At 42.9% G+C, this 15,412-nt stretch carries 14 protein-coding genes; 3 read left to right on the forward strand and 11 right to left on the reverse strand.

The window, feature by feature from the left end:
- Positions 1–23: 23 nt before the first annotated feature.
- Positions 24–1,283 (reverse strand): transcription termination factor Rho, encoded by a 1,260-nt coding sequence (gene rho, locus ACFSJY_RS05660; RefSeq protein WP_386031996.1) that lies wholly within the window; start codon positions 1,281–1,283, stop codon positions 24–26.
- 203 nt (positions 1,284–1,486) lie between these two features.
- Entirely contained in the window at positions 1,487–1,813 is a 327-nt protein-coding gene (gene trxA / locus ACFSJY_RS05665) for a thioredoxin TrxA (RefSeq protein WP_386031998.1), read from the reverse strand.
- Between the two features lie 467 nt (positions 1,814–2,280).
- Here trxA and rhlB point away from each other — a divergent pair, with 467 nt between their 5' ends.
- Both rhlB and ACFSJY_RS05675 read left to right on the forward strand, forming a co-directional pair.
- Positions 2,281–3,531: an ATP-dependent RNA helicase RhlB gene (rhlB, locus tag ACFSJY_RS05670; RefSeq protein WP_386032000.1), complete on the forward strand. Its 1,251-nt coding sequence runs from the start codon at positions 2,281–2,283 to the stop codon at positions 3,529–3,531.
- The gene (locus ACFSJY_RS05675; protein WP_386032002.1) at positions 3,506–5,035 is read left to right on the forward strand and encodes a Ppx/GppA phosphatase family protein; all 1,530 of its coding nucleotides are present in this window, start codon (positions 3,506–3,508) and stop codon (positions 5,033–5,035) included. The genes rhlB and ACFSJY_RS05675 overlap by 26 nt, the downstream gene beginning before the upstream one ends.
- On the opposite strand, the gene ACFSJY_RS05680 is transcribed toward ACFSJY_RS05675, so the two are convergent.
- The 8 genes from ACFSJY_RS05680 to tatA are packed head-to-tail and all read right to left on the reverse strand — an operon-like array spanning position 5,001 to position 11,455.
- The gene (locus tag ACFSJY_RS05680) at positions 5,001–5,888 is read right to left on the reverse strand and encodes a DMT family transporter (RefSeq protein ID WP_386032004.1); all 888 of its coding nucleotides are present in this window, start codon (positions 5,886–5,888) and stop codon (positions 5,001–5,003) included. The two genes, ACFSJY_RS05675 and ACFSJY_RS05680, sit on opposite strands and share 35 nt — an antisense overlap.
- A 3-nt stretch (positions 5,889–5,891) precedes the next feature.
- Positions 5,892–6,899: a porphobilinogen synthase gene (hemB, locus tag ACFSJY_RS05685; RefSeq protein ID WP_386032006.1), complete on the reverse strand. Its 1,008-nt coding sequence runs from the start codon at positions 6,897–6,899 to the stop codon at positions 5,892–5,894.
- Entirely contained in the window at positions 6,892–8,769 is a 1,878-nt protein-coding gene (locus tag ACFSJY_RS05690) for a sensor domain-containing diguanylate cyclase (protein WP_386032009.1), read from the reverse strand. Before ACFSJY_RS05690 ends, hemB begins: the two co-directional genes overlap by 8 nt.
- Entirely contained in the window at positions 8,766–9,545 is a 780-nt protein-coding gene (locus tag ACFSJY_RS05695; RefSeq protein ID WP_386032011.1) for a TatD family hydrolase, read from the reverse strand. The genes ACFSJY_RS05690 and ACFSJY_RS05695 overlap by 4 nt, the downstream gene beginning before the upstream one ends.
- A 6-nt stretch (positions 9,546–9,551) precedes the next feature.
- Entirely contained in the window at positions 9,552–10,124 is a 573-nt protein-coding gene (locus tag ACFSJY_RS05700; RefSeq protein WP_386032013.1) for a hypothetical protein, read from the reverse strand.
- Positions 10,121–10,876 carry a twin-arginine translocase subunit TatC gene (tatC, locus tag ACFSJY_RS05705; protein WP_386032015.1) on the reverse strand — a complete coding sequence of 252 codons (756 nt, stop codon included), beginning with the start codon at positions 10,874–10,876 and terminating at the stop codon, positions 10,121–10,123. The genes ACFSJY_RS05700 and tatC overlap by 4 nt, the downstream gene beginning before the upstream one ends.
- On the reverse strand, positions 10,857–11,195 hold the full coding sequence (gene tatB, locus ACFSJY_RS05710; protein WP_386032017.1) for a Sec-independent protein translocase protein TatB: 339 nt from the start codon (positions 11,193–11,195) through the stop codon (positions 10,857–10,859). The genes tatC and tatB overlap by 20 nt, the downstream gene beginning before the upstream one ends.
- A 26-nt stretch (positions 11,196–11,221) precedes the next feature.
- Entirely contained in the window at positions 11,222–11,455 is a 234-nt protein-coding gene (gene tatA / locus ACFSJY_RS05715; RefSeq protein WP_386032020.1) for a Sec-independent protein translocase subunit TatA, read from the reverse strand.
- 229 nt (positions 11,456–11,684) lie between these two features.
- On the opposite strand from tatA, the gene ACFSJY_RS05720 reads away from it, so the two are divergent.
- Entirely contained in the window at positions 11,685–12,683 is a 999-nt protein-coding gene (locus ACFSJY_RS05720) for a hypothetical protein (RefSeq protein WP_386032022.1), read from the forward strand.
- Positions 12,684–12,698: 15 nt separating this feature from the next.
- Here the strand turns inward: ACFSJY_RS05720 and ACFSJY_RS05725 are convergent, their stop codons facing one another.
- On the reverse strand, positions 12,699–15,311 hold the full coding sequence (locus ACFSJY_RS05725; RefSeq protein ID WP_386032024.1) for a bifunctional diguanylate cyclase/phosphodiesterase: 2,613 nt from the start codon (positions 15,309–15,311) through the stop codon (positions 12,699–12,701).
- Positions 15,312–15,412: the final 101 nt, after the last annotated feature.

The raw sequence follows: 15,412 nt of genomic DNA on the forward strand, positions 1-15,412 counted from the left end.
CGTTCTTAAATAGTGTGGAGCGTTTATTTCCGCTTCATTGAGTCGAAGAATTCATCGTTAGTTTTGGTCATTGCCAACTTATCGATAAGGAACTCCATCGCATCGATTTCACCCATTTCATGGACAATCTTACGCAGAATCCACATTTTCTGCAGCTCGTCTTGCTTCGTCAGTAACTCTTCACGGCGTGTGCCACTGCGATTAAAGTGAATAGCAGGGAATACACGTTTTTCGGCCACTTTACGCGACAAGTGCAATTCCATGTTACCAGTACCTTTAAATTCTTCGTAGATAACTTCGTCCATCTTTGAACCCGTATCAACAAGCGCGGTCGCGATGATTGTTAAACTACCGCCTTCTTCAATATTACGTGCGGCACCGAAGAAACGCTTCGGGCGATGTAATGCGTTTGCATCAACACCACCAGTGAGTATTTTGCCTGATGATGGAATAACTGTGTTGTATGCACGTGCTAAACGGGTAATTGAATCAAGCAGGATGACAACATCTTTCTTGTGTTCCGTTAAACGCTTCGCCTTTTCAATCACCATTTCAGCAACTTGAACGTGACGACTTGCAGGTTCATCAAATGTTGATGCAACCACTTCACCTTTAACAAGACGCTGCATCTCTGTTACTTCTTCAGGACGCTCATCAATCAGTAGTACCATCAATTCACACTCAGGGTGATTGTGAGCAATACTTTGTGCGATGTTTTGAAGAAGAAGTGTTTTACCCGCTTTCGGTGGTGCAACGATAAGACCACGTTGACCTTTACCAATCGGCGACGCTAAATCTAGAACACGTGCTGTAATATCTTCTGTTGAACCATTACCACGCTCCATCACCATACGCGAGTCACAGTGAACAGGCGTTAAGTTTTCAAATAAGATTTTGTTACGTGAGTTCTCAGGACGGTCAAAGTTAACTTCATTAACTTTCAATAATGCAAAGTAACGCTCGCCATCTTTTGGCGGACGAATTTTACCTTGAATCGTATCACCTGTACGCAGACTAAAACGACGAATCTGACTCGGCGAAACATAAATATCATCAGGACCTGCTAGGTAAGATGAGTCTGCCGATCTCAGGAAGCCAAAGCCGTCTTGTAAAATCTCTAGCACACCACTGCCAAAGATATCCTCGCCGCTTTTAGCGTGCGCTTTCAAAATAGCGAAAATAATATCTTGTTTACGGTTACGTGCTAAGTTGTCTAGCTTCATTGACTCTGCTAAAGAGACCAATTCGTTAATAGACTTCTGTTTAAGTTCGGTAAGATTCATAGTTGAGGTTCTTAAACTAATAAATAATTGTTATTTATTGCCTGATGGCGATGTATGAAAGTTTGAATAGAATTTGGGTAAGTAAAATAACTACAAGCTAAAGTTAGCATTAAAAATAGGTGAGGTAAAGTTAACCCTAGCTATATCGAGCAATTGATGCCCTTTTCACACAAAAAACCCGGCTTTTGCCGGGCTTTTAATGATTAAAGGTTGCTATCGATGAACTCTTTTAATTGAGTTTTTGATAAAGCACCTACTTTTGTATCAGCAACGTTACCGTCTTTGAACAATAGCAAAGTAGGGATACCGCGGATCCCGAACTTAGGCGGTGTATCAGCGTTTTGGTCGATATTAAGTTTACCTACAGTAACCTGACCTTCGTATTCGTCAGCAATATCGTCTAAAAGTGGAGCGATCATTTTACAAGGACCACACCATTCAGCCCAGAAATCAACTAGCACTAAGCCAGATGCGTTGATTACGTCAGCTTCAAAGCTGTCGTCAGTTAGCTGAAGAATTTTATCGCTCATTTGTTTCTCCGAATTTAGATACATGTGCAAGCTATATCAGCAAGAGTATACCTGTCTGATAGTTGATTGCGAACTATTCAATAGAGTTTTTTATTATACCAAGTACCAATGTTGTTAGTTACATGGCAAAACACTCTAGTTTTTCCTATTTCCTGACCAACAAGCGTTTGTTAACGCCTGATACCAAATGAAATATATATTTAACCCGTTCAGAGCTACGTCAGGGAAGTTAGAACAAAGCAAATTGATGCCGTTGTAGTCATTCTCCAACCAAGAAATTTGTGAAGTTATCACTTTCCTGACGAGCTCCCAAAGGGTGAGTTTAATAGCCTTATACTCAGCGTTATTGATTTTGATAAGGGAATAACCATTATCTGCAATCAATGTCTTGCCTATAAGCCTTTTAATTCTCGCTGAATGGGCAAATATTTAATTCAATTGGTATAATAACCTGTTAAGCTTGGCGGATGAAAAAAACACATTTAACCGAAACTCAATTTACTGACCTTGGTTTAGCGCCGAAAGTAGTGACCGGACTGGAAGCAATGGGCTTTCAATTCTGTACCAATATCCAAGCAAAATCTCTTCCTGTTCTTTTAGAAGGTAAAGATATTGCAGGTCAGGCACAAACAGGGGAAGGCAAAACAATCGCATTTTTATCTGCGACCTTCCATCACTTACTGCAACAAGCAGCACCTGATCACAATCAACCTCGTGCACTTATCATGGCACCAACACGTGAACTGGCCATTCAAATTCACAACGACGCAAAAGCTATGGCAAAAAGCACAGGATTACGCCTTGGTATCGTATATGGGGGTGAAGGTTATGAAAGTCAACGCCAAGAACTCGAACAAGGCGTAGATATTTTGATTGGTACTTGTGGCCGCCTCATTGACTACTACAAACAAGGGGTTTATAAGCTCAACCATATTCAAGCCGTAGTGCTAGATGAAGCCGATCGCATGTTTGATTTGGGCTTTATCAAAGACATTCGCTATATGTTCCGCAAAATGCCACCGGCGACTGAGCGTTTGAACATGTTGTTTTCAGCAACCTTATCGTTCCGTGTAAAAGAGCTGGCGTTTGAGCATATGAACGATCCAGTAAGCGTTGAAGTAGCGCCTGAACAAATCACCAATACACGTATTACGGAAGAACTATTTTATCCATCGAATGAAGATAAGATGGCACTTTTACAAACACTGATTGAAGAAGAGTGGCCAGATAAAGCAATAATTTTTGCCAATACAAAACACAGTTGTGAAAACATCTACAATCATTTGCATGCAGATAAAATCCGCGTCGGTTTGTTAACCGGTGATGTAATGCAAAAGAAGCGTCTTAAAATTTTAGAGCAATTCACGCAGGGGCATTTAGATGTGTTAGTTGCTACAGACGTAGCTGCACGTGGTCTTCACATCCCGGCAGTAACGCATGTATTCAATTACGATTTACCTGACGATTTCGAAGACTATGTACATCGCATCGGTCGAACAGGACGTGCAGGTGCAACCGGTCATGCCATTAGCTTTGCTTGCGAAGACTATGTTTTCAATTTGCCAGCTATCGAGAATTACATCGGCCATGCACTGCCAGTGAGTAAGTATGATCACGATGCGCTATTAACGGATTTGCCTAAGCCAAAACCGAAACATCGCCGTCACCGCCCTCACAATGGTGGCCAAAACCGTGGAAAGTCACACGGCAGAAGATAGTATGCAAGCACATCCAGCAACCTCAACCAGCCCTCTTTATGCCGTCATAGATTTGGGCTCTAACAGTTTCCATATGTTAATAACGCGCTTGGTTGCTGATGGCGTGCAAATCGTCGACAAAGTTAAGCGGAAAGTGAGACTTGCCTCTGGACTAGATGAACAAAACAACCTATCTCAAGAAGCCATGTCTAGAGGGCTTGAGTGCCTGAGCTTTTTTGCAGAACGCCTTCAAGATATTGCGCCAGAAAATATCCGCATTGTAGCCACCGCAACACTTCGTATTGCAACAAATGGTCAAGAGTTCATTACAAAAGCAAATGAGGTACTGGGGCACCAGGTTCGCTTGTTGTCAGGTATCGAAGAAGCAGAGCGTATTTATCTAGGTGTGGCTCATACCAGTGACTGCGGTGCTAAAAAACTTGTCCTCGATATAGGTGGAGCAAGTACAGAGCTGGTGATCGGCGAACATTTTAGTATTCACCAAGCAAGCAGCCTAAATATGGGTTGTGTCACCTTTAATCAGCGCTTTTTTGAAGATGGCCATATTACCTTGCAACGCTTCGAACGAGCTGTGGCGGATGCCAAATCTCAGTTACTGCCACTCTTAAAAGACTATACGGAGTTTGGTTGGCAATCGGTCCTCGGTGGCTCAGGAACAATGCAAGCGCTTGCAGAGATATTAATGCACAGAAAGTTGCCTGCTATTGTTACCCTGCCATTTATGCATGACCTAAAACAACAAGCTATAACGTCTGGTGACATAAGCAACATTGATATCGACGGGCTCACGAGTGATCGAAAACCGGTATTTGTCAGTGGGCTTGCTATTCTCATTGCTTTGTTTGAGAGCTTTGAAATCAGTGCTTTACAGCTCTCTAGTGGGGCGCTTCGAGAAGGGTTGCTATACGAAATGCTGCCAGATATGCGGAAAGTGAATATTCGCACCCGTACGATACACTCATTAGTAGAACGCTTTCATATTGACGTTGCACATGCTGATCGCGTCAGCCAACAAGCTTCTCACTTGTTCGATTGCTATGCGAAAACCTGGCAATTGAATGAACAGCTCAAACAGCTTCTAATCAGTGCTTGTCAGCTGCACGAAGTTGGATTATTACTCTCGTACAAATATCATCAACAACACGGTGCTTACATTATTCAGCACGCCGATTTACCTGGGTTTGATCAAACAGAAAGGCAGCTCATTGTCACCCTTATAAAATTGCACAAAGGTGATATCGATGGTGCACTACTCGATAAACTGGCATTGGTGGACAAAGAAAAAGCGTCTCAATTGCTGGCTATTTTTAGGTTGGCGGTGATTCTATGTCGTCGCAGGCAAGATGAAGTGTTACCCGAATACACGACAGATGCCGATAAACACACCATCAAACTGTGCTTACCCTCAACGTGGCTAGAAAAACATCCTCTGATCGCAGATGAATTGCTGCATGAAAATGACCACTTAGCTACTCTCGGGCTATCGCTAGTGATTTCCTGTTAGCAGGCGACACTGCTCTGACAATATTCACTGCAATAATTAACACACCACCAGCCAGCATAGACCAAGAAACCGCTTCATCTAGCAACAACATGGCGGCTATCGTGCCATAAACGGGCTCTAAACAGATCGCCAGTGATACCGTCAGCGTGGTTAGTTGTGTGAGCGAACGATTCAGTGCGCTATGCGCTAAAGCTGTAAAAACAACGCCAAGCAGCACAAGCAGCGGCAGCTCTGCAACCAGTAACTCAACGGAAGTGGGGAACACCAAAACAAATGGTAAGCCCAAAAGAAAAGCGAACCCGTTTTGATACAAGGCAACTTGCGAAGAGTGGTACTGCTGAACGAGCGATTTGTTCACAGCCAACAATAAAGCAAAGGTAAACGCCGAAAAAAGCCCGGATATTAATGCTGTTGCACTCGTCAGCAAGGGTTTATCAATGGTTAATAATAAAATCCCAATACATATTAATCCGCCTTGCATGATCGAAGCCTTGTCGGGCATGCGCTTTAAAACATAAGCGTTAATAGCGAGCGTAAAAATAGGAAAAGCGGCAAAAACCAATAAACCAAATGCTACTGTTGATTGTTGAATAGCATAAAAAAAGCTAAGCCAATGCAATAAAAGTAGGCCGCCTGTTAAGGCGAATCTAGAAAGATGATGACTCTCTATCTTGAACGTGTGCTTTGCACTTAGCGCAATAAAACAGATTAACGCTAAAGCGGCGAATCCGGTACGCCCCATGACCAGCCAGTATGCGGAAAGAGCGATCCATTTAGCGAATAACCCCGCCAGCGCAAACAGTAGCACTGACGAGTGAAGTATTAAGAAATGGCTTCTGCTATTAGCAGACACCGATTAGCCTTCCTTGAGCCAGCGCGCTACTTGTTTGGCAAAATACGTTAGAATGCCGTCAGCACCGGCGCGCTTAAAGGCTAACAATCCTTCCATTACACAAGGCTTTTCTGCTAACCAGCCGTTTTGAATAGCCGCCATATGCATCGCATACTCACCACTTACCTGATATGCATACGTAGGTACTGAAAAGTTGTCTTTTACACGACGCACAATATCGAGATAAGGCATACCCGGCTTTACCATTACCATATCTGCACCTTCGGCAATATCTTGGGCAATTTCGTGCAACGCTTCATCGCTGTTTGCTGGATCCATTTGATACGTGTATTTGTTACCGCCTTTTAAATTGCCACTAGAGCCAACAGCATCACGGAATGGACCATAATAGTTAGACGCATACTTAGCCGAATAAGCCAATATACGCGTGTTTATGTGACCCGCCTCTTCCAATGCTTCTCGAATAGCGCCTACACGACCGTCCATCATGTCCGACGGCGCAACGACGTCAGCGCCCGCTTCAGCGTGTGATAGCGCTTGTTTAACCAATATGTCTTTCGTCACATCATTCAGCACGTAACCGTCATCATCGATGATGCCATCTTGCCCATGAGTGGTGAAGGGATCTAACGCCACATCCGTAATAACGCCTAACTCAGGAAACTTTGCTTTTAATGCACGCACTGCTCGCTGAGCCAAGCCATCTGCATTGTAAGCCTCTTCGGCCATCAGCGACTTTTGCTCCTGTGGCGTTACCGGAAACAAAGCTATCGCTGGAATACCAAGCTCAACCAGCTCTGCTGCTTCTTCTAGTAAGAGATCAATACTTTTTCGCTCGACACCGGGCATTGATGCAACAACTTCACGTTGATTCTCGCCTTCCAAAACAAATACAGGGTAGATGAGGTCGTTAACAGTGAGTTGATTCTCAGCCATTAATCGACGAGAAAAGTCATCTTTGCGCATACGGCGCATGCGCCTTGCTGGAAATTGCCCAAATGCATCAGCCATTGGTTGAATCCTCTATGGTTAATTCTGAAGAAATAGTTAGCGACTTAACTTGGTTTCTGCCGCCACGCTTCGCCTGATAAAGTGCACGATCTGCCGTGCCGAAAATATGTTGAGGCGTGATATCAGATTGTTGCTGATAGGTGGTTACTCCACAGCTAATGGTGAGTGCTATATGCTGACCTTGGTAAACAAAATCAAACGACTCAATAGCCACCCTTAAGCTTTCTGCCAAGGCTATCGCACCAGCTAAATCGGTATCCGGTAAAATCAAACAGAACTCTTCACCACCATATCGACAACCAACATCGGTACTGCGTTTCAAGCTCTGTTTTATATGCTGTGCCAACCAACTTAAACATTGGTCACCTGCCAAATGTCCAAAGTTGTCATTCACTTGTTTGAAGAAGTCTATATCAACCACCACCAGACTCAACGGAGTTAGGTTACGCTTGCTGCGGCGATACTCGGCTAATAATCGCTGATCATAGAAACGACGGTTGTATAACCCTGTAAGTTCATCAACCGTATTTTTTTGCGCAAGCTCATGGTTCAGCTCTTCGAGTTCATTCAGCGCTATATTCAACTCTAGGGTGCGCTCTTGCACACGTTGTTCAAGCTCCTCCTGATTCTGCGTTTGCAGTTCAATCAGTGCATCTTGTGCTTGTTTTGTTGCAACGGCATTTGCCAGTGCCTCGCGTTGCATTTGATGTTTATCAGCCAGCTGATAGTAATACTGTCGACAAATAAGTAACACAACAAGAATAGCGTTAAAGATAAATGAGATAACTTGCAGCGTATGTCGATCGGCAAAGGCCGACATATTTGAATAAAAGCCCAATACAACGGCAACGGTAAACAGCAGTTGAATCATCATGATAATTGCATAAAACAGCGCCAATTTATGCTTTCTGTGATACAGATATAAGCCAAGCGCAGCAAGCATCATATTGTTAAAAATAAAGATAACAACGCTTAATATATTGTTCGTGTGAATAGACAAATAAAAGCTAATTGGTATATAGGCTACATACAACACGGTTAGTATTTTTAGTGGTCGAATGAAATGTGGAAAGTACGCTTTTAATTTAAACAAATGCGCACTGAACCATAAAAAACAGATACTAGAAGCAACCACCAACCATGGAATTTCAATCGCTCTAAGTTCGGAGTGACTCGGGAAGAAGTACCATAAATGACTGCCCAACATCGCTGCTAGAAATGCAGCACGGCATACAAAATAAACCGACAAATACCCCAACGTGACATCGCGTGTGGTAACAAACAACAAAAAGAACATTGCTGCGACAAACACTATTCCGCCTATCGCGAAACTTTTAGACTGAGTGAGCGACGATTGAGTTTGCCAGTGCTCTTGGTGGTTGCTCAATGTGATGGCTAGCTGCTGATATATGTCTGAATCTACACGCAGCAAAAGCTCAAGCCTATCATTACCCTTGATAACAAAATGGCTCACCCAATAGTTTGTGCTGATGAGGTCAAAAGGTAGCGGGGTTAGCAGCTGAGGTTGGCGTTGATATAACAGGGCGTGTTTGACCTCTAGCTTGTTCAACATGGTCAAGTAGTATGGCTGATTGACTTGGTTTGGGTTATATAGTGTTAATTGAATCCAATTAACACCTGGTGACAACGATACTTGTGATGGATTACTTTGATTAGTCCACTCTGTAATCGGTAGCTTGGCAATATCATCTGCAGATAAATTTGCGGTTGGAGAAACCTTGGCGTAGCGAAGAGATTCTAGTTCCACTGCTTTAGGTGGCGCCACAATTCCAAAGTTAACGGCATTCGCCACATTGACTCCCAACGCAGCTAACAACAATAGCGCATACAATCGCGCCACTATGCTCATAACTGGAAAACCTTTTTCGCGTTCGTTGTACTCGCCTCAATAATCGCTTCTTCTCCAACGCCTTTCAATTCAGCAATTGTTTTTACGACATAGGGCAAATACTTCGGTTCATTTCGGCTGCTTTTGGGGCGCGGCCTAATCGTTCTTGGAGTTAAATAAGGGGCATCCGTCTCAATCATTAGTCGAGACAGTGGGAGCAACTTAACTGCCTCTTGAAGCGCATGCCCACGACGTTCATCACACACCCAGCCAGTAATACCGATATACATGCCAGCATCAAGACAAGAAAGTAAAACGTCTTTATTATCGGTAAAACAGTGAGATACCATGGCTGGGACTTTGCCGATATAAGGTTTAAGAATGTCTAACCATTCAGTAAAGGCTTCTCTCTGATGGAGAAACAAAGGCTTCTGTACTTTTGAAGCAAGTGCGACCTGTTCGGCAAACACTTTCTTTTGTTGCTCTGGCGCAGAAAAATTGCGGTTAAAGTCAAGCCCACATTCCCCTATGGCTTTAACCAGTGGGTTTTTAGCAAGTTCAGACAAATGTTCAAGGTAATCATCACTAACGCCATCAGCGTCATGTGGATGAACACCAGCAGTTGACGCAATAATATTGGGGTACTGCTCAGCTAGCGCCAGTGCCTGCTGACTTTCTTTGATACTTGTCCCTGTAACAAGTAAGTGCGATATTCCCTGCGATACAGCCGAATCAATCACCGTTTCCCGATCTTTATCAAATCGGCTGTTGGTAAGATTTACCCCAATATCTATCACGAGTGTCTACTTGATGCGTTTTACTCTTATTGTGCGATTGCTATCTGCCTTTTTCAGATAAAAGGCATTTAATGCACCCCGTTTTATGGTGACTTGGTCACCTGCTTTAAATTTTGCAAACTTTTCTGTGTCTTTTTGTTCCCACTGTTGGCCATTCTCGAAAGTAAAGCGCCACTTTTTACGTAATGACAAACTTGCTGTTTTAACGACGAAAGACACTTCGTCAACCTGTTCTGGCTTTTTCTTATTCTCTTGACCAAATTGAGCTTCAGCTTGATCTGTTTGAGCAACAGCAACAGGCGCAGCCACACTTGGTGGATTAGGCTTAACAACGGCAACGGCTTTAGGTGCCATAGATGCTACTGTCTCTGTTTTGTTAGCTTGAGGCCCTGGCTTGTTTACATCTTTATTAACTGCAACCGGTGTTTTCAGGGCTTTTTCAGCTAATGAATCGTAACAAACTAAACGCTTAAGGCTATCTTGCTCTGCTTTACACTGTGCGAGCTCAACTGTTAAATCACCAGCTACAGTGACATTAGATATTAACGCTAAAGCGCTAAACAACATTATTCTTTTCACGATTCTTCCTCTACGATCGCTTCATCTCGATCTTTTTTCTTATAAAAGCCCGCTAATATTAGCCCCAATTCAAATAACAACAACATAGGGATAGCTAAAAGCGTCTGGGAAATAATATCTGGCGGTGTCAACAACATGCCCACCACAAACGCACCTACAACAATATAAGGGCGCTTCTTTTTGAGATTTTCGGGTGTTGTCATGCCAGTCCAACACATCAGCATGATGGCAATGGGTATCTCAAATGCGGCACCAAATGCAAAAAACAGTTTTAAAACAAAATCCAGATAACTACTGATATCTGTTGCTATAGTCACGCCCTCTGGCGCTACAGAGGTAAAAAACGCAAACGCTAGCGGGAACACAACGAAATACGCAAAGCTAATGCCGCCATAGAATAAAATTGTGCTACCGAACATCAGCGGTGCAACTAATCGCTTTTCATTACTGTATAAACCAGGGGCGATAAACGCCCATACTTGGTACAAAATCAGTGGCATAGCGATAAAAACGGAGATCACCATGGTTAACTTAAACGGAGCGAAAAATGGTGACGCCACGTCAGTTGCAATCATTTGCGTTCCTTCAGGCATAGTTGCCAATAAAGGTTCAGCAAGATATTGATAAATATCTTGAGCAAAATACACCAAGCAGCAAAATACAACGAGCACACTCAACATGGCACGTAGCAATCTATTTCTGAGCTCTAAAAGGTGATCAAATAACGTATGATTAGCTGGGCTTTTGGTCATTAGCCGGTTGGCTCTCTTTTGGTTTGTCGTCGCTAGGTGTAGGATCGGTCGCACTTTCAAAAGGGCGATTTACCATATCAGCCGCCTCTTGTAGTGACTTTAACGACTCAGCGACCTCGGGTGACATTTGTTTAAAGTCAGACTGTTCTGCCTTTTTAAGGTTTTCATGAAGCTCGTTAATACGCAACTCTTCTTTCAGCTCTGTTTTTACGTTATTGCTGAAAGATTTTATGGTACTCACCCAGTCTCGCACGGTGCGAATTGCCACAGGCAATCGCTCAGGGCCTAAAACAACTAGCCCTATAATGCTTATGAGCATGAGCTCCCAGAAGCCGATGTCGAACATTAGGCGCGATCTTTCTCTTTTTCTGTTGCCGTTTCTTCTGCTGAATCTTTCTTCGCAGTTAGTGACTCTGGCTCAGCGCTTTTGTCTTTCTCATTTTCATCGGTCACGGCTTTTTTGAAGCCCTTAACCGCAGAACCGAGATCCGTGCCTAACGTACGCAATTTCTTGGTACCGAATAATAAAATAACGATCACGGCAATAATCAATAATTGCCAAATGCTGATTCCGCCCATGGAATACTCCTATGTATATATCACCACGTATTAATGGTCTGGTGCTAGCTAAGCTAATGGTGCCTAGTGTACCCAGATATGGTTATGAAAAACAAACTGACACTATTATACTGAACAGAAACACAAAAGCATTTTTCATTTTGATGATGCTATGATGAAAAATGCTGGCAATTAATTGTTATTTCTGGATAACTGGCGTTATTCATACGGACGAGTTGGACGTTAATTTGTGGTAAAACAGCTTTACTCGCTCATCGCAATAATTTTGTTTCAAAGTGCTGCAATAGCGGCAGAATCAGACTCACCTCAAACGAAGCAAGAAGAAACGAAAGACGTCGAAAAGTTTGTTATCCAAGGCAGTATGGAACAGGCTGAAATCGATTGGTTTGAAAGTCTGCATGCCAATGTAAGCGAAACCGTTTTCCGATCTGCCTATTGGTTTGATGGCTTTTTTACCGATGACGATACCTCTAGGGAACAACCTGATATCAACGCCAGAATAAGACTTGCTTGGGAACCCAAAGCACGCGATTTTGAGGAGTTTGATACCAAATTTAGACTACGTGTAAAGCTGCCTCATTTAACCGATAAAGTTGACTTGATTTTATCGGATGATGAAGAGGACGAAATTCGAAATTTGCCTCTAGAAACGGTTAATGACAGACCAACCTCAAACGATGATACATTCGCCGCAGCGGTTCGCTTTGTCCACCATCGCGGCGACGATGAGGTAACAGATACTCGATTAGGTATTGCCTCTGGGGATGTATTTACTCGCGCACGTTACAAACGTCGCTTTGCTTGGCACGAAAAGCATGCATTTCGATTTGAGCCGTCTATTTACTATTTTATTCAAGACGGCGTTGGTGCTCGCTTGATGCTGGAATATGACTATCAGCTAGGGCTACGAGACCAATTTCGATTTAACTATTCAATTCGTGGCTCTGAAGACTTTAGTGGTATTCGCTGGAAACACGGCTTCTACCATTTGCACCAATTTTCGTTGCTTGAAGCAGGCGCTTTGGGCCTTGTTGTCCAGGGTGAGCGTAATGGTGATGAAGGCTTTTTGATCGACAAATACACGCTAAGTTACCGCTATCGCTTTAATGCAATTAAAAAATGGCTGTATTTTGAAGTTGAGCCATTTTTGGAATGGCCAGAGGAAGAAAATTACTCAACAACGCCCGGCATTGCTTTGCGTGTAGAAGGTTTTTTCTATAAAAATTAGGCGCGATAGCCTGTTTTATGCGTAGCTTTTATCGGTTAGCGCATCACGAGATGACATCTTACTCGGTCTAGCAATGTGATAACCTTGGCCAAATTCACACCCTGCATCGTTTAACTTTTGCAGAATCTCTTCAGATTCTATGCCTTCAGCAACAAGACGATAACCAAAATTGTTACCCAATTCATGCAAGGCTTTAACGAGTGAAAGGTGCTTCTCATTGTTTTCCAATGTGCGCGTAAAGCTACGATCAAGCTTAATGAATTCAAATGGATAGCTATGTAGGAAATTGAAAGAGGACATTCCTGCGCCATAATCATCAAGCGCTAACTTAACACCAAACTCTTTTAAGCGACGTAAACTCTTTAGCGCCAATTCAGGTTGCTGCATAAATGCCGCTTCATTAAATTCAAGAATTAATCGCTGTGGTTGAATGTTATGTTTAGTGATCAATTCAACTAATTCATTCAATTGGTTCGGCTGGTGCAAGTAACGGCCTGATAGGTTTATACCAATGAGCACGTTTTCGTATTTTTCGTCACTTTGCCACGCAATTAGCTGCGCACTCACTTCAGCAATAATCCACTCTTCAATTTCCAATATCATTCCTGTTTCATCGGCCATGAATAGAAATTCACTTGGTGTTAGCAAGCCTTTTGTTGGGTGTTGCCAGCGCAGCAAGGCCTCAAAGCCAATTGTATTGGTGCGATTTAAGTCGCTAATTTGTTGATAGTGCAGTTCAAACTGATTTTCTTTAATGGCTATACGCAATTCTTGTTCTAGCGTCATGCTTGCAATGAGCTGTTCACGCATACTGTCATCAAAGAAGACGTAGCGACCACGGCCTAAGTTTTTCGCTTGATACATGGCGGCATCAGCGTCACGCAAAATATCACTGGCTTCTTCATAGCTTGGGCTACATAACGCGATTCCAATACTGGCGTTGGAATATAAGCAGTTACCTTCAATATCAAAGGGTTGTTCAATTGCCGTGATAATGCGATCAGCGACTTCTTCAACATCGTCTTGACAGTTAAGAGAATCGAGGAGAATAACAAATTCGTCACCGCCTAAACGCGCTAAAACATCATTATCACGTACACAGTCTTTCAGGCGGGCAGCGATCTCTATCAAAAACTTATCGCCAACTTGGTGTCCTAAGGTATCGTTAATCACTTTGAATCTGTCTAAATCAATAAACAGAACAGCAAAGCTACGATCTTGATGGCGTTTAACATGTCTGAGTGCATGAGTCAGCCTGTCGGTAAACATTGCACGGTTTGGCAAACGGGTTAGGGCGTCGTGGTGTGCTTCGTAATATAAGCGACTTTCCGCTTTTCGACGTTCTTCAATTTGCATTCGCAAATTCATATTCGTCGCTTGCAGTTGTTTAGTGCGTTCGCTTACCACATGCTCTAAGGCTTCTTTGCTTTGCTCGACAACACTTAAATCTCGGTCTCTAATGACCGCACTTGCCAGTTGTTGCGCAACAAAACGGAATAGTTCAATGTGTTGTTCGTTAAGCGTATCGCTACCCGCTTGCACATGGGTAGCAATGACGCCAATAGCGCTACCATCTTCCATTAATGGTGCTGCTACCCATGAAAGTGGTTGATATTTTTTTCCAATATTGAACAGGTACGGCACCGTTTTTTTGTACCCATCAGGAGAAAGCGTAGTCAGTTGATCATTGCTGATCAGCATAGGTTTAGCTGTTTTTAACGCCAAGTCTAAAAATAGCTTGATACGCTTTTTGTTGTCTATCTCTACAACACGATCATCACTGTAATACAGAAAGCTAAGCTCTCCACTGCTTTCACTTCTAACGCCTATGTACAGGTTAGTGATGGCTAGTAAATGCTTGAGCTGCGAATGTATGTGTTCATACATAGTTGGCAGATCAGTTTTTGATGCAATAATTTCGGAAATGTTAAGTAATGTCTGTTGGGTATTTACGGCCTTTTGACGCTCTGCGATTTCAAGTTGTAAACGACGATTGGATTCCGTCAGTTTACGAGTTCGCTGGGTAATACTTTCTTCTAATAGCGCTCGACTTTTGACCCGATCAATCGCCGTCACAATATGTTGTGCTATAAATGTGAGCAATTCTTGGTCCCGGTCATCAAAAAAGTAGTCGTCTTTATAACTTTGAATCGCGATCACACCGATGACTTGTTTGCCTCGCATCAACGGAACACCAAGCCAATCTACACATACCGAGCCGTATAATACGATGTCGCCAGATTTTGCTAAATCCATACGCTGTTGTGCGTTGCAATGGAGTGGTTGTTGGCGTGTAAATACAAGACCTGTTAGCCCTTTACGCCAATCTTCAAATTCAACATTTTCAATCAAGCGTCGCTCAATTTCATTGCTGCAAAATACGATATCCAGCTCTCGTTTATTGTCTTGAAGCGCAATATGTAGGTTACGAGTCACTAAAAGCGAATGAATAATATTCGTTAATGCATGGAAGAAGTCATCAAGATCGGTAACTGTACTCGCCAACTCAGACAATTGCAGCAAACTCGACTGCATCGTCTTCACTTGTCGATACTTTTTAAGGAGAGATTTTAATTTGGGAAGCTGCCGCTTAGCATATTCTGCTTCCAAAATTTTTGCGTCGGCCAACGAGATCTTCTTATTTTTATTGTTATTAGTATTATTTTTAGGCGGTTAGTCTATCAAAAACATTACTAATAGCTAGTAAAAAAACAAAAGAAATGGCTACT

Origin of the sequence: Thalassotalea euphylliae, assembly GCF_042682785.1 — a bacterium.
GTDB lineage: Bacteria > Pseudomonadota > Gammaproteobacteria > Enterobacterales > Alteromonadaceae > Thalassotalea_F > Thalassotalea_F euphylliae.

Coding starts and splice junctions, on each gene's coding strand:
- tatB (WP_386032017.1), bottom strand. CDS start 11,195: ATGCTCATAAGCATTATAGGGCTAGTTGTTTTAGGCCCTGAGCGATTG.
- rho (WP_386031996.1), bottom strand. CDS start 1,283: ATGAATCTTACCGAACTTAAACAGAAGTCTATTAACGAATTGGTCTCT.
- tatA (WP_386032020.1), bottom strand. CDS start 11,455: ATGGGCGGAATCAGCATTTGGCAATTATTGATTATTGCCGTGATCGTT.
- hemB (WP_386032006.1), bottom strand. CDS start 6,899: ATGGCTGATGCATTTGGGCAATTTCCAGCAAGGCGCATGCGCCGTATG.
- rhlB (WP_386032000.1), top strand. CDS start 2,281: ATGAAAAAAACACATTTAACCGAAACTCAATTTACTGACCTTGGTTTA.
- trxA (WP_386031998.1), bottom strand. CDS start 1,813: ATGAGCGATAAAATTCTTCAGCTAACTGACGACAGCTTTGAAGCTGAC.
- tatC (WP_386032015.1), bottom strand. CDS start 10,876: ATGACCAAAAGCCCAGCTAATCATACGTTATTTGATCACCTTTTAGAG.
- ACFSJY_RS05690 (WP_386032009.1), bottom strand. CDS start 8,769: ATGAGCATAGTGGCGCGATTGTATGCGCTATTGTTGTTAGCTGCGTTG.